Source organism: Lactobacillus kefiranofaciens (assembly GCF_900103655.1).
GTDB lineage: Bacteria > Bacillota > Bacilli > Lactobacillales > Lactobacillaceae > Lactobacillus > Lactobacillus kefiranofaciens.
The window spans coordinates 40,242-54,437 of record NZ_FMXC01000009.1 but is presented as its reverse complement, the minus strand read 5'-3'; the positions used below and the strand labels follow the sequence as shown (position 1 = coordinate 54,437).

General features: G+C 39.2%; 14 protein-coding genes. 3 read left to right on the top strand and 11 right to left on the bottom strand.

Annotation, left to right across the window (positions count from 1 at the left end; genetic code table 11):
• Positions 1-295: 295 nt before the first annotated feature.
• Both BLP58_RS05045 and BLP58_RS05040 read right to left on the bottom strand, forming a co-directional pair.
• A complete protein-coding gene (locus BLP58_RS05045) occupies positions 296-592 on the bottom strand; it encodes a CPBP family intramembrane glutamic endopeptidase (protein WP_074484248.1) in 297 nt (98 codons plus the stop codon).
• Positions 593-1,143: 551 nt separating this feature from the next.
• Complete coding sequence (locus BLP58_RS05040) at positions 1,144-1,590, bottom strand: HEPN domain-containing protein (protein WP_003674720.1); 447 nt, start codon at positions 1,588-1,590, stop codon at positions 1,144-1,146.
• Positions 1,591-1,798: 208 nt separating this feature from the next.
• On the opposite strand from BLP58_RS05040, the gene BLP58_RS05035 reads away from it, so the two are divergent.
• Entirely contained in the window at positions 1,799-1,999 is a 201-nt protein-coding gene (locus tag BLP58_RS05035) for a cold-shock protein (protein ID WP_013854598.1), read from the top strand.
• A 94-nt stretch (positions 2,000-2,093) separates the two neighbouring features.
• Here the strand turns inward: BLP58_RS05035 and BLP58_RS05030 are convergent, their stop codons facing one another.
• The 3 genes from BLP58_RS05030 to rlmD form a co-directional block, all read right to left on the bottom strand.
• A complete protein-coding gene (locus tag BLP58_RS05030) occupies positions 2,094-3,425 on the bottom strand; it encodes an ISL3 family transposase (protein ID WP_013854599.1) in 1,332 nt (443 codons plus the stop codon).
• A 95-nt stretch (positions 3,426-3,520) separates the two neighbouring features.
• Entirely contained in the window at positions 3,521-4,444 is a 924-nt protein-coding gene (locus tag BLP58_RS05025; RefSeq protein WP_013854600.1) for an IS30 family transposase, read from the bottom strand.
• A gap of 441 nt (positions 4,445-4,885) precedes the next feature.
• Positions 4,886-6,256, bottom strand: coding sequence for a 23S rRNA (uracil(1939)-C(5))-methyltransferase RlmD (gene rlmD, locus BLP58_RS05020; RefSeq protein WP_013854601.1), 1,371 nt, complete (start codon positions 6,254-6,256; stop codon positions 4,886-4,888).
• Positions 6,257-6,621: 365 nt separating this feature from the next.
• Here rlmD and nhaC point away from each other — a divergent pair, with 365 nt between their 5' ends.
• A complete protein-coding gene (nhaC, locus tag BLP58_RS05015; RefSeq protein ID WP_013854602.1) occupies positions 6,622-7,998 on the top strand; it encodes a Na+/H+ antiporter NhaC in 1,377 nt (458 codons plus the stop codon).
• Between the two features lie 36 nt (positions 7,999-8,034).
• Here nhaC and BLP58_RS05010 read toward each other — a convergent pair whose 3' ends face one another.
• Positions 8,035-8,376 (bottom strand): hypothetical protein, encoded by a 342-nt coding sequence (locus tag BLP58_RS05010; protein ID WP_003626893.1) that lies wholly within the window; start codon positions 8,374-8,376, stop codon positions 8,035-8,037.
• 181 nt (positions 8,377-8,557) lie between these two features.
• Between BLP58_RS05010 and BLP58_RS05005 the strand changes: the two genes are divergently transcribed.
• Positions 8,558-9,262 carry a Bax inhibitor-1/YccA family protein gene (locus BLP58_RS05005; RefSeq protein WP_003626896.1) on the top strand — a complete coding sequence of 235 codons (705 nt, stop codon included), beginning with the start codon at positions 8,558-8,560 and terminating at the stop codon, positions 9,260-9,262.
• A gap of 43 nt (positions 9,263-9,305) precedes the next feature.
• On the opposite strand, the gene BLP58_RS05000 is transcribed toward BLP58_RS05005, so the two are convergent.
• The 5 genes from BLP58_RS05000 to gatC all read right to left on the bottom strand — a co-directional run bounded on the left by BLP58_RS05000 (position 9,306) and on the right by gatC (position 14,191).
• On the bottom strand, positions 9,306-9,998 hold the full coding sequence (locus BLP58_RS05000) for a TMEM175 family protein (RefSeq protein ID WP_013854603.1): 693 nt from the start codon (positions 9,996-9,998) through the stop codon (positions 9,306-9,308).
• 66 nt (positions 9,999-10,064) lie between these two features.
• Positions 10,065-10,985, bottom strand: coding sequence for a diacylglycerol kinase family lipid kinase (locus BLP58_RS04995; RefSeq protein WP_013854604.1), 921 nt, complete (start codon positions 10,983-10,985; stop codon positions 10,065-10,067).
• Between the two features lie 23 nt (positions 10,986-11,008).
• A complete protein-coding gene (gatB, locus tag BLP58_RS04990; protein WP_013854605.1) occupies positions 11,009-12,439 on the bottom strand; it encodes an Asp-tRNA(Asn)/Glu-tRNA(Gln) amidotransferase subunit GatB in 1,431 nt (476 codons plus the stop codon).
• 4 nt (positions 12,440-12,443) lie between these two features.
• Complete coding sequence (gene gatA, locus BLP58_RS04985; protein ID WP_013854606.1) at positions 12,444-13,883, bottom strand: Asp-tRNA(Asn)/Glu-tRNA(Gln) amidotransferase subunit GatA; 1,440 nt, start codon at positions 13,881-13,883, stop codon at positions 12,444-12,446.
• A complete protein-coding gene (gene gatC / locus BLP58_RS04980; RefSeq protein WP_013854607.1) occupies positions 13,883-14,191 on the bottom strand; it encodes an Asp-tRNA(Asn)/Glu-tRNA(Gln) amidotransferase subunit GatC in 309 nt (102 codons plus the stop codon). Before gatC ends, gatA begins: the two co-directional genes overlap by 1 nt.
• Positions 14,192-14,196: the final 5 nt, after the last annotated feature.

Sequence of the window (14,196 nt, the reverse complement as noted above, 5' to 3'; positions counted from 1 at the left end):
TGTTCCAGCATGCGCATTCAACTGAATACTTTTACTGCAACCAGCCACTGGAAGGTTTGCTGCAGTCCCGAAACGAACAAGTTTTGGACTGTTTTGCACACTACCAGTGGCTCTTTTTGTCCTTTGCCTTCGTTTCGGGAGAGATCCGGAACGGAGTTTTTTTAATGAATTTTAACAACAGCGAGTACGAATTAATCGACGAACAATTAATATGTAATACTAAGGATATGTGGAACTTAGCTATTCTGGCTAGGTGTCGTTTTTTCTTCAAATGATGAACCGGTAAATTAATAAGTTATTTACTACATGCGCAGTAAAACTTGCCCACATACTCTGTGCTGCAACAGCGACTAAGGTAAAGAACATTCCCATTGGCGGTATAAGCGACCACCAGAAAGACAGCATTATACCAAGCGGCCTTGCCCAGCGAAGAGAGGTGAATCAGGCTGAAGATAAAAGACGTTATCCAAATTGTAGCCGTTTGGTTGAAAATATTATCTAAGACACCAAAGATGTAACCACGAAAGGTATATTCCTCAACTAAAGGCGCGCTGATCACCGTGAAGGTTAACTGTAACCACCAATCATTCATTGTTGTCACTGATGAATGGAAACCAGTTCGTACTACCCAAGATACTAGATAAATCAAAACGTCCGCCAAAATCGCGTAAGCAATCGGCCACCATTGAAAGTGCCACTTTATAATCAGGGGGAGTCGCTAGTGAAACAAGAAGCGATTCAGCAGGTAGCCACCACCAATCACAATGATCGGATAAGTAATCGTCATAGTAATTATGGCGGCGTTCTCCGAAAGGTTTAGCTAATCAGCGACGGCCAATGGTGCAACTTGCCCACCAACCGTCAAGGCTAAAATCACGACAGTCATTATTATCACTTTAATGTATTTTTGCATGGTGCGTCACCTCATCGAATGAATACTAATCTCTATTGTTATTTTACACCTCTTTATATCACGAAAAATCACCATCTTTTAACGCTACATGGAGTTCACGTTCAAAAATGGTGAAGTAATTAGAGTTAATATGTGAAATTTATGGTGTACGGCACTCAGCTATTTTGGCTGGGTGCTATTTTAAACATTCTGATCTTTATTAAACCTAATTTACAGTAAGTTCGTGTTACTTAATAGTAATGAGTAGTTAAAACATTCTTAAATTTATTAAGTATCTTTGGTTTATCAATGGTTATCCCTAATTTTTGTAAAATAAATATTCTAACCATAAAGCCGAATATTTTTGTCATCTGCACTAACTTATAAGGATTAGATACCGCCATATTTTCTCTATCTCCGTGTGTTAGGAATACCCTTGTGCTTACAAGCTTTCCAATCCAATCATCTGTATTTCCAACGTGTTCAGATAATAGTTCTCTATAGGATTCAGGCAATTCCTCAATAAATTTGTTTATTTTATCCCTCAAAGTAAGACGTTCATTTCTAAAATACGATTCAATGCCTTGTGTATAATTGACAAGATCATTTTCAATTACCGACCTGTAGTTAACCGTTAACAAATAGTCATCCACCAGTAACTGTAACTCTTTTGAGGAACTTACCCAATTATTTATCACACTGAGCAACTCCGATTGGACATCATTATAGTCATATGAAAAACTGTGCGCTTGAATTATTTAGGGTTGCATACAGCGAATTAAAGTGTTAAAGTTAGTTAAATTGACATATACGGAAGTTATAAGTATCATTCATCTTTGCTATCTATTATTTTCTTAGATGTTAATTCAATTTGGTTACTTTGGTTTGATTCCTAGGAGGATATATATGCAAACTGGTACTGTAAAATGGTTTAATGCTGATAAGGGCTTTGGGTTTATCACTGGTTCAGATGGTAAAGATGTATTCGTACACTTTTCAGCAATTAAAACTGACGGTTTTAAGAGTCTTGAGGAAGGGCAAAAAGTTAGTTACGATGTTGAACAAGGCGGTCGAGGACCTCAAGCGACTAATGTTGTTCCACAATAATTTGTCTAATATTATGAAGAACTGCTTTTGATGGAGCAGTTCTTTTTTATGGCTCTTCGTCAAGAAGTACTGATAGAAAAATTTGAATAACTTTTCAAACAGCTCGTGTCTGAGATTGGACATGAGCTGTTCTTTTATTCTTCCAGTTGATGGCAAAGTATGAGTTAGGAAGGGCAAGCAGGATTCGAGCCCGAAAATTAAAGAAGTTACGAAAGCCATAAGCAGTTCGTTTAATAACTTTGATCTTATTGTTAGTTCCTTCGACTGGACCATTCGTGTAGTCACCATATTTAAAGCTGGTGATAATCTCTTTACGATGCCTCCGGAGAGTCCGTTGAACTTTTTGAAGTGATTGGGGAAGCTGGGTCCATTTAATCGCGAGTAAATGATTGAGTTCATCCTTACTACGATGATTGATCGCGAGAATAAGGTCCTGATAATAACGATAAGCTTGTTTAAGATCATCATTGAAAGCCAGTAAGCGTTGAATAACTTCAACGTCGGTCAACTGAGTATAGCCAAAATTACGACGTGACCAATAGTTATCATATTTGAGTAACCCCGCTGGGGTTAGGATTAATTTCCAGAAATGCTTGAGTGCCCGCCATTGATGGCTCCCATTGCCAGCTTGGTTCATAGCTTTAACCCGAATTTTATTCAAAGCCCGGTAAGCTTGAGCGACCACATGAAAGTGGTCGGCAATAATTATGGCATGGGGAAATAGTCCATGAATAAGATGACGATAAGGCGTATACAGGTCAACCGTAACCGTGCGCACTGCCAGACGAGCCGCACGATCGTAGCGCAGAAAGTAATTACGCAAGTAGCGATTACGTCGTGACAGAATAATATCAATGGTACGATGATTTTCAATGTTCATCAGGATCATACTCATTCCACTGGGTGCAAAGCGACCAGATTTAAAATCATCAAAGGCAATATGGCGAGGTAACCAATGATAGTTTGGTTTGAAAAATTGATCCAGGTTAAAGATAACCCGTCTAACAGTCCAGTCAGAGATTCCCAGTTCCTTGGCGATATCAATTTGGGACTCATTGGCAGTTAGTTGTATCATCACCTGTTGTTTAATTGCTTGGCTGATGTGATGACGATATTTAATGTCCTTGACCTTAGCCAACTCCGTAATCGTTGATGGACAAGCTGATGAAGGTTTACAAAGATACTTTTGATTACGAATCGACCAAATAGTTGGTTGGTAATGTAGACTTGGTCCCAGTACGTTAACTATTTTGAAGCCATTTTTAAGCATTAATTGGCCGCAACGCGGGCAGCGTAAAGGATAAGACTGAATGAGATGAACAACCACTTGGTTATCATGGCTTTCAATCACATTTTTGAAATGGGCAGTATCTAATTCTAAGTGGGAATCTTTAATCCCAAGGGCAGTTCTGGTAGAATAATCCATGAAAGATGGTCCTTTCTTTAAACGAAGACGGGGGTTCGAGCCATCTTTCGTTTTTTATTTTAAATGGCAGATTGCAAGAAATAACTTGAACGAATTTAGTGACGTAGATTAAGCAAGAAGCTCTCGATTGGTGTATGCCAATTAAGACATTTAAGTAGCCGTGAATTCAGATACCAATTAATTTGAACCAGTTGGTAATCACTTAGTTCTTCAATGGCTTGGCCTTTGGAAATAAAGCGCCGCAAAACTCGGTTACGGTTCTCATTACTACCGCGTTCATGTGGTGAATAGGCATGGTCAAAATAAACCTGTGTACCAGTTCGCCGTTCAATTGTCTGATAGTTAGCGAACTCTTTACCATGATCTACGGTAAGCGTCTTGAGCTTGTCTTGAAGTTGACTAGCTAGTTCAAGTACGGCTTGAGTCATGGACTGACTGTCGCGACCATGGAGCCGTTTAACAATTGTCAGGCGACTCTTACGCTCCACAAAAGTAGCCACAGCTTGACCTTTACGTTTACCAGAAAATACGGTATCAGCTTCAAAGTGGCCGAATTCCTGGCGAGTTTCGACTTTATGAGGCCGCTCCTCAATGGAGCGGCCGTGATTGAACGTACCACGCTTTTCTTTAGCACGATGACGACGAATTCCATGATCAGGCAAATCGGGCAACTGTATATCAAGCCATCCTTGATCAATCCAGTTATAGACTGTCTTGTAGGCAATCCCCACCACATGGGCAACTTGTTCAGGGGACCACTTCTGGACTTGAATCTTTTCCTCGATCAAGTGTTTAAGGTTTTTAGTGAGCGAAGACTTCCGCCCCCGTTGACTAACCTTTCGTTCAAAGTCAGTTTGCGCTAGCCCAGCCTGGTACTCACTATTTAGCCGGTGAAGTTCGTTAAAGATGGTGGTCTTACTAAAGCCTAAGTAGTTAGCGATGTATCGCAAGGAACGTCCTTCATTATGAAGCGTTTCAATGACAACACGGTTCTGTAATGATAAAATAGTGGTGCTCATCAAGGTCCTTCTTTCTAATGGATTGTGCGGTAACACCATTAAAGACCTTGATGGGTTTTTCTGTCCACTTAAATGTTCAACTTAAATTTTACAATCTGCCGTATTTAAAAAGAATAATTTTTGTCATATACGTCGAGTATACAACTCTCCTGCGAATTTTCGATATTTTAACCGAATTAGCATAAATTCAATATTATTTTCGTTAACTCACTCCTTAGTACCAAACTGACCGATTCGTACATACCACAAACGCTACCATATCAAGGCTCACTTCTACTTTCACTACCCTAATCGACACGACCTACCAAACTGGACATTCGACTACTCGACTATCGAAATAGGACATAGAACACTCGACCCGCTAGCTTCAAATAGAAAAAGTGTACTATTTCCAATAGTTCAGAAGGGAAAAAGTACACTTTCAATCATCTATAAATGCCGTCAGAGCGCGGTTTGTCGGCTATTTTTTGTACGTTTCAGGACAGTAACGCTCTCAACATGTGGAGTCTGTGGGAACATATCAACAGGATCAATTCGATTAAATTCATAACTTTTTTCTTGGAACAATTGCAAATCACGCACCAATGTTGCTGGATTGCATGAAATATAAACAATCTTCTTAGGTCCTGTCTTAACAGCAGCGTTAATAAATTCAGGAGTTAATCCCTTTCTTGGCGGATCAACGAATACCACATCTGTCTTTAAGCCGCTCTTAGCCCAACGTGGCATAATTTCTTCTGCCTTGCCTAAATAATACTTAGCATTAGTAATATCATTAAGCTTAGCATTATCTTTGGCATCCTTGATCGCATCCCGAACTACTTCAATTCCTCGCACAGCCTTAACATGCTTAGCAACGCTTAATCCAATAGTTCCGATACCTGAATAAGCATCAATTACTACATCATCTGGCTTCAAATCAGCCTGTTTGATTGCTAAATTATACAAACGTGGCGTTTGCAAAGAGTTAATTTGGAAGAAACTTTGAGATGAAATTCTAAACTTCAAGTCTCCAATTTGGTCATTAATTTGATCATTACCAAAGACCAAATAATCCTTTGGCCCTAAAATGACATTAGTCTTCTTAGGGTTATGATTTAGAATCAAGCCAGAAACACCTGGAATTTGACTAACTTCTGCAGCTACATTTGGTAATTGCATAAAATCTTTATGCAAGCAAACTAAAATTACCATCATCTCGCCAGTCGATTTACTACGGCGAACTTCAAGGTAACGCACCTCACCATTATTATTGATCTCATCATAAGCAGGTACCTTGTATTTACGCAAGATATCTCTTACTGCTACTAACACGCGATCAATTTCAGGATCAGTGGTAAAGAAGTGGGTCAAAGGCATCAAATCATGTGAATGACGTCTAAAGAAACCAATTTCTAGTTGACCATTTACTTCACGCACAGGAACTTGCGCCTTATTACGATAACCTACTTCTTCGGGACTAGCTAAAGTTTCCCCCACTTCAATATTTTCAAGATGGGCCTTCTTAAGGAGGTTAACCACTTGATTACGCTTAAAATCAAGCTGCTTATCATATTTAATATGAGCAAGAGAAGCCAAGCCTGATTGGACCCCTTGATTTAACTTAACCTTTACTCGGTCAGGGCTTTCTTTTTTGATTTTTTCAATTTTAGCAAAAGCAAAGTTCTTCTTAACTTTTAAAATTTTGGCACTAACTACTTCTCCTGGAAGAGCATTAGTTACAAATACTGTCATTCCATTGTAATGGGCAACACCCATTGCCTCATATGAAAGATCAGTAATCTCTAAATCGATAATTTGATTTTTTTCCATAAACAACCAGCCTTTTTAATAAACCATTTAATTCTTTATTATTATAATACTTGATCCAAAGCTACTACAAAATTATTTATCCAAAGTATTGACATATTTTTTTAATCTTGCTATTATAATTTCCAACAATCAACGACAAAGTAGCTACTTCGTTAAGCGTTCAGAGATCTGGTGGTTAGTGCGAACCAGTCAGGCGAAGTTAGACGAATTACATCGTGATTCAATATTGTTCGGATAACTTTTCAGAACCGTTACCATCTGATAGAGATTCAAGCTCTTACGCTTGAAAGAGTGGGTGGTACCACGGCTATCGTCGTCCCGTTGACTTAAATAGTCAACGGGATTTTTTATTTGGAGGAAAACATATGAAAAAGGAAAAGGTCTCCTTTACGGAATCAATTATCATCCTCATAGCTTTATTAGCTATTCTAGGTATTTCAGTAATTAAATTCGGTCTTTCACCAGAAGTCCCTGTTTTATTCACGGTTCTTTTGCTCACCTTTTGGGCAAGATTTCGCGGCTTCACTTGGAAAGACGTGCAAGATGGTATTAAAGAGGGAATCGGCGTTGCAATCATTCCGATTTTTATCTTTATTTTAATTGGGGCCTTGATTGGTCTTTGGATTAAAGCCGGAATCATCCCTTCCATCATGGTTCTTGGTTTTCATTTAATCAGTGGCAGCTTCTTTGTTCCATCAGTCTTTATCGCCTGTGCCATTGTTGGTGTCGCTATTGGTAGTGGTTTTACTACTATTTCTACAGTTGGTATCGCCCTTTTTGGTATTGGTGCCAGCATGAACGCCAATCCAGCTTTGGTTGCCGGTGCAATCATCTCAGGTGCCGTTTTTGGCGATAAAATGTCTCCATTATCAGATTCAACTAATTTGTCATCTGCAGTTGCCGAAAGTGAGTTATTTGCCCATATCAAGAACATGATGTGGTCAACTATTCCATCATTTGTTGTTTCCTTGATTTTGTTCTGGATTCTTGGCAATAGTGGTCATATGGATCCAACTAAGATTGAACGTACTTCTCACGTTTTACAAACCAACTTCTCTATTTCTTGGTGGGCAGTTGTACCTATCGTCTTTATGCTCCTTTGCGCTTGGCGTAAAGTACCAGCTATCCCTACTCTTTTCATCAACATTGCAGCAACTGTGATCATGATTTTCGTTCAAAATCCTCATGAATCAGTACAATCATTGAATAATTTAATTATGAATGGTTTCGTAGCTAAAACTAGCGATGCTTCTGTTAACGCTCTGCTTACTCGTGGTGGTATTTCCAGCATGATGGCGACAGTCGCCTTAATCATCTCTACTCTTTCATTAGGTGGGATGTTAATGAAATTTAACGTAGTTCAAAGTGCAATGGAACCACTTGTTAAGCATTTAAGAAAACCAGGTCGTTTAATTACCGTTACTATTCTTTCAGGTATCTGTATCAACTTGTTTGTTGGTGAACAATACTTATCAGTAATTTTGCCAGGTCGTGCATTTAAGCCTGCCTTTGATAAAATTAAGCTTTCACCACTTGCACTTAGCCGCGTGCTTGAAGATGGTGGTAGTGTTATCAACTACTTAATCCCATGGGGTGTTGCTGGTTCATTTGCCGCTACTACCTTGGGCGTACCTGTACTTCAATTCTTGCCATTTGCATTCTTCAGTTTGCTTTCACCAGTATTCTCAATCATCAGTGGATTTACTGGTATCGGTTTGAAGTGGGCTAAGGACAAGAAATAGATTTTAAGACAAAAAGAGTGCCCAAAGCACTCTTTTTTAGTTATTCATATCTTCCATCCTGATTTGAGCCTTCTTATGCTCTTTGCTTTCACGATATGGTTCATACACAATATCCGTAATTACTATCTCTGCACCATTTTTCTCAAAAACAAGTACCTGATCAAGCTCTGCATTAACCTGTTTACTTTTTTGTCTATTTTGATTAAATTTTAAATCGTCTAATTCACGATCAATAAACGTCTTCTGTGACCCTGTTAGTTGTCGATATTTGTCCCAAGCATTTTTGGTAAAACTTAAAGTTAAAGCTTGTTTTTCCACCTGCTTTGGTCGGCTGCTGCGTTCTCCACGCACTTCATTATCTGAATATTTTTTATCCATACAATCACTTCCTTAATCTAACTATACGGGAAATATTGTTTATAAAAAATTTCTTTGCCTCAAATAACTCATTTATAAGAAAACCTTAAAAACTAGTGCTACAAACAGCAATACTATACTTTTTTTCTAAATACGTTAAAATATATAAGACAACTAAATAAAAGAAAGAGTGACATATAATATGGATAACTTTTCAAATCCTGGACGTCGTGAAGTTCATGACGTTTCAGAAGTAAACGGTTTTCTTTCAAAAATGTACGGCTACATGGGACTATCCGTTTTAGTTTCAGCACTTGCCGCATTTTTGACCATGACTGTCTTTAGATCAGCAGTGATGCAAATGCCACCTGCAATGATGTGGATTATTCTTTTTGTTCCAATCGGTTTATCATTGGGCATCAATTTCAAAGCTACTAGAAATCCAGTTGCAGGTTTTGTGATGTTAATGATCTTAGCTGTCATTTATGGCTTTGAATTTGCACTTTTAGCTGGCTTCTATACCCAAGCTCAAATCGGTACGGCATTTGTATCATCTGCCGCTGTATTCGGAGCAATGGCCGTTTTTGGTACATTTACTAAGAAGAACTTGAACAACATGGGTTCTTACCTAAGTGCTGCCTTGATCGGTTTGTTAGTTGCAATGGTTGTTAACATTTTCTTGCGCAATTCCGTTGCCAGCTTCGTCTTCTCAATCATCGGTGTAGTAATCTTCACTGGATTGACTGCTTACGATGCACAAAAGATGAAGGCAATTTACAACAACTACGGTAGCCAAGTTTCAACTAATGGTTTAGCCGTACTTGGTGCTTTGCAACTTTACTTAGACTTCGTGAACATCTTCTTGTTCTTGCTTCAAATTTTCGGCATGGGCGGAGATCGCGATTAATTTTAATAAAAAATAGATGCAGAAAAAATCTGCATCTATTTTTTTATCTAAAGCCACGACTATTATTTGGCATCAAAAATGAAATAAATGGAATAAGAATATATAAGAACATAGCCACCTTAGGCACAACTAGTGATAACAATATTAAAAATAATGTCAAAAGAAACACGAGAATAATTCTATGCACTGACGTTTTTACCATCATTATATTCATCACCTGTGAGCTACGCATTAGTGGCTTTGCTCCAAAGTATTGCACAAAAACCTTTAAAATCTGAGCAATGAAATACACTATCCCAAAATTTGTTACCGCAAAAGCAGAATCACGCATCATGATCCACTTGGTCATCACGGGCAAAAGAGATAAAGTAGCTAACAAACAAAAATCACAAATTGCAGTAATTTTGTCAGGCTTAAAGATGAAATAAGAAAAAGCTATATGCAAATCATACCAAAAATCCGCAATAATAAAGAAAGCAATAATGAAAATTACGATATTTCCTAAAAATTCTAAATATTGACTTGCCTTAAAAGCTGGCTGTATTTGCAAAACAATTATCGTAATAATGATCGCAATCACGGCATCATTGAAAGTTTCGAGGTGTTCTCGCAATCTCTCAGGTTCTTTTTGTTGCGCCTGATGTACTTTATCCCGCGCCTCTTTTAATTCTTCTTTCTGAACTGACGATAATCTTCGATAATGTCGACTATCGAATACTTTATGCAACTTAAACATTTTTCACCTAAAAAATGGAGCTTAGCACGATTGACTAAGCTCCATTTATTTTTACAATTTCAACTTTTATTTACCAACATAGAATTCAATACGTTGTTGCAAGTTCTTGAATTCTACCGGACAATACCCACCAATTTCACCATCAAGGTTAACTGGCAAATCTTGTCCTGCACTCTTACCAATTAGCTCAGCCTTCAAGCTACGCGTCTTGGTATAAATGATGTTCGGATCATCGACGTGCTTCCCATTCAAGGCTAAAGCCATCAGCTTCATCATGCTGACAGGATCAGAAGGCTTAACCACGATCAATTGGAATAAACCATCGCTCAATTCAGCATCAGGCATTACCTGTTCAAAACCACCAATTGAATTGGTCATCCCTAACAGGAACATGGAAAGCTTACCTTCATAAACACCATCATCATAGGTTAAGCGCATCTCATTCTCAGTCAAATGTGGCAACATTTCTGCACCTTTGATTAAGTATGCCGCATAACCTAAAGCTGACTTTACTTCAGATGGCACGCCGTAAGTTAATTCTGTCAAAGAACCGCTGGCAGCAATATTTACAAAATATTGAGTTTGATTGCCAAAAATTGCCTTACCGATATCCATCTTGCGTGTCTTATTCTTTAAGATTACCTTAGCAGCATCTGGAATATTATCACGCGGAATAGCTAATGCACGGGCATAATCATTGGTAGTCCCTGCCGGAATGATTGCCATCTTAGGTCTTTTTTCCAAAAAGACAATTCCGTTAACTACTTCATTGATTGTCCCGTCGCCACCAGCTGCCACGATTAGCTCAAAACCTTCCTTAGCAGCACGAGTAGCTTCATTGCGAGCACTATTTTCTTCAGGTGTTGTTCTAAAAGCACTAGCCTCATATCCGGCCTGCTCTAACACATCTAAAATATCGGCCACATTCTTGGGCATCTGCTCGTGACCGGATACAGGATTATAAATTAATCTTGCTTTACTAGTCATAATTACTACCTAACGTTCTAAAATTAACGACTTTGCAATTCTTGGTTAAGCAACTTGTTAACCATCTTAGGGTTAGCCTTACCACGAGTTTGCTTCATGATTTGACCAACCAAGTAACCAATTGCACGGTCCTTACCATTCTTAAAGTCTTCAACTGATTGTGGGTTATCGTCAACGACCTTCTTAACCATTGGAGCTAAGACTGAAGTATCTGATAATTGAACCATACCCTTGTCTTCAACGTACTTCTTAGGATCAGTACCATTCTTGATAGTTTCGGCAAAGACCTTCTTAGCGATCTTGGATGAAATAGTACCATCCTTGATCAACTTAATCATTTCTGCCAAGTGTTCAGGAGTAAGCTTAATATCATTCAAGCTTACGCGGTGATCGTTCAAGTAACCATTTACTTGAGTGTTCATCCAGTTAGCTGCCAAAGTTGGATCAGCACCAGCTGCAACGGCACTATCAAAGAAGTCTGAGCTTTCCTTAGTTTGAAGCAAAACATTTGCATCATAAGGCTTTAAGCCATACTTGTTGACATAGTCGTCGTAACGAGCAAATGGCCCCTTTGGTAATTCCTTAGCAATTTCATCAATCCAATCTTGACTGATGTGGTCAGGAGCAATATCTGGTTCTGGGAAGTAACGGTAGTCGGAAGCACCTTCCTTAACACGTTCCAAAACAGTCTTGCCAGTTGCTTCGTCGAAACGACGAGTTGAAAGCTGAACGTGACCACCAGCAAGCAATACTTGTTCTTGACGCTTTTCTTCATAAGCAAGTGAACGACGTACGTGGTCAAATGAGTTCAAGTTCTTCATTTCGACCTTAGTACCAAGTTCCTTTTGACCTACAGGACGGATAGAAATGTTGGTATCAACACGCATTGAACCTTCTTCCATCTTAACGTCAGAAGCACCAGTAAATTGAACGATCTTACGTAACTTTTCAAGGTAAGCGTAAGCTTCTTCTGGGTCTTCCATGTCAGGTTCAGAAACAACTTCAAGTAGTGGCACGCCCTGACGGTTTAAGTCAACGTATGAGAAGCCGTTGGTTCCATGAGTGTTCTTACCGGCATCTTCTTCGATGTGCATTTCGTGGATACCGATTCTCTTCTTCTTGCCGCGAACTTCAACTTCGATGTAACCATCACGAGCAAGTGGTTGGAAGAACTGAGTAATCTGGTAAGCCTTTGGGTTATCAGGATAGAAGTAGTTCTTACGGTCGAAGTGAGTAGTTGGCAAAATGTGAGCGTGGGTTGCAATGGCAACCATAATACCTAAACGGTAAACGTTCTTGTTAACCATTGGCAAGGTACCAGGCATAGCCCAGTCAATAACGTTAGTCTCCGTGTTTTGTTCAGCACCATAAGTTACTGGTGAAGGAGAGAAAATCTTGCTCTTTGTCTTTAATTCGAAGTGGACTTCAAGTCCGATAGTCGATTTAAAATTCATTCAATTAATCCTCCATTCCAGTTGGTGTTTTTTTATAAAACTTGTTAGTGCGTTCAATAAAGTCAGCAGTCTTGAAGACGTTGCCTTCATCAAAGCGCTTAGCCATAACTTGTAAGCCAACAGGCATACCATCAACTAAACCAGCTGGAACACTAGCTGCAGGAATACCTGCTAAGTTGGCAGAAATAGTTAAAATATCGTTGTTGTACATCTTGATTGGGTCTGAAACTTCACTACCAATATCAAATGCAGGTTCAGTAGTAGTTGGCCCAACGATAACATCGTTTTCGGCAAAGATCTTGTCAAAGTCATCGCAAATCAAAGTTCTAACCTTGGCAGCTTGTCTAAAGAATCTGTCGTATGAACCAGCAGAAAGTGCAAATGAGCCAAGCATGATTCTACGCTTAACTTCTGTACCAAAGCCTTCAGAACGTGATTTAACGTAAACATCAAGCAAGTTCTTGGTATCCTTAGCACGGTAGCCGTAACGGATACCATCATATCTTTGCAAGTTTGATGAAGCTTCACTTGAAGCGATGATGTAGTAGTCAGGAACAACATACTTAGTATGTGGCAATGATACTTCGTTGATAACTGCGCCAGCATCCTTTAAAGCATCAATTTGCTTCTGGATAACTTCACGCATCTCGCCGCTAACTGCTTCCATATATTCCTTAGGAACAGCAACACGCAAGCCCTTAACATCTTGACCAATGAACTTAGTAAAGTCAGGAACTTCACGAGTTGAAACAGTAGAATCGTGGTCATCTGCACCCGCAATCACATTAAGAACCTCAGCTGAATCCTTAACACGCTTAGTCATCACACCAATTTGGTCAAGAGAAGAACCAAAGGCAATCAAGCCCCAACGTGATACACGGCCGTAGGTTGGCTTAATCCCAAAAATACCGTTGAATGCGGCAGGTTGACGAATTGAACCACCAGTATCTGAACCAAGTGCGGCAACAACTTGACCGCTGGCAACTGCAGCTGCAGAACCACCAGATGAACCACCAGGAACCTTGTCTAAGTTCCATGGGTTGTGAGTAGCACCGTAGTATGAATGTTCAGTTGAAGAACCCATGGCAAATTCATCCATGTTAGTCTTACCAACAAAGGTAGCGCCAGCCTTCTTCAACTTAGAAATAACTGTAGCATCATACATTGGCATGTAGTTGTACAAAATATGACTAGCAGCAGTAGTCTTTACACCGTTAGTGATGATGTTGTCCTTGATAGCAATTGGAATACCTGCAAGCTTGCTCTTTGAATAGTCAAGATTTTCTGCAGGCTTAGCATCAGCTAAAACAGTGATCCAAGCATTTAACTTCTTATCTGTGTCTTTAATGTTTGCCACAGTGTCTTTAGCTAGCTTATCTGCTGATAAGTCACCGCTGGCAAGCTTTTTGTTTAATGAATCAATATTTTCGTTTAAGTAATTCATTACTCGTCCTCATCCTTATTAATAATTACAGGAACCTTAATGTAGCCGTTAGCCTTTTCAGGAACGTTGGCCATTAATGTTTCTCTGTCTTCACCTTGCCAGTGTTCAGGTTTGTCTTCTCTTAAGACAGTATCACGATCAACAACTTGAACCGTTTCAGCAACGCCTTCAGTATCAACTTCGCTAAGTTGATCGGCCATGTTGATAATTGATCCCATTTGATCTGTAAATTTATCTAAATCTTCTTCATTAAACGCAAGTCGCGAAAGAGTCGCAACGTGTTTAATGGTATCTTTTGTGATTTCCACTAAGA

Bases quoted from the DNA above. Each gene is read 5' to 3' on its own strand.
- BLP58_RS05005 (WP_003626896.1), top strand. From the start codon at position 8,558: ATGGATAACTTTTCAAATCCTGGACGTCGTGAAGTTCATGACGTTTCA.
- BLP58_RS05030 (WP_013854599.1), bottom strand. From the start codon at position 3,425: ATGGATTATTCTACCAGAACTGCCCTTGGGATTAAAGATTCCCACTTA.
- BLP58_RS05010 (WP_003626893.1), bottom strand. From the start codon at position 8,376: ATGGATAAAAAATATTCAGATAATGAAGTGCGTGGAGAACGCAGCAGC.
- gatB (WP_013854605.1), bottom strand. From the start codon at position 12,439: ATGAATTTTAAATCGACTATCGGACTTGAAGTCCACTTCGAATTAAAG.
- nhaC (WP_013854602.1), top strand. From the start codon at position 6,622: ATGAAAAAGGAAAAGGTCTCCTTTACGGAATCAATTATCATCCTCATA.
- BLP58_RS05035 (WP_013854598.1), top strand. From the start codon at position 1,799: ATGCAAACTGGTACTGTAAAATGGTTTAATGCTGATAAGGGCTTTGGG.
- BLP58_RS05045 (WP_074484248.1), bottom strand. From the start codon at position 592: ATGAATGATTGGTGGTTACAGTTAACCTTCACGGTGATCAGCGCGCCT.
- BLP58_RS05025 (WP_013854600.1), bottom strand. From the start codon at position 4,444: ATGAGCACCACTATTTTATCATTACAGAACCGTGTTGTCATTGAAACG.
- rlmD (WP_013854601.1), bottom strand. From the start codon at position 6,256: ATGGAAAAAAATCAAATTATCGATTTAGAGATTACTGATCTTTCATAT.
- gatA (WP_013854606.1), bottom strand. From the start codon at position 13,883: ATGAATTACTTAAACGAAAATATTGATTCATTAAACAAAAAGCTTGCC.
- BLP58_RS05000 (WP_013854603.1), bottom strand. From the start codon at position 9,998: ATGTTTAAGTTGCATAAAGTATTCGATAGTCGACATTATCGAAGATTA.
- BLP58_RS04995 (WP_013854604.1), bottom strand. From the start codon at position 10,985: ATGACTAGTAAAGCAAGATTAATTTATAATCCTGTATCCGGTCACGAG.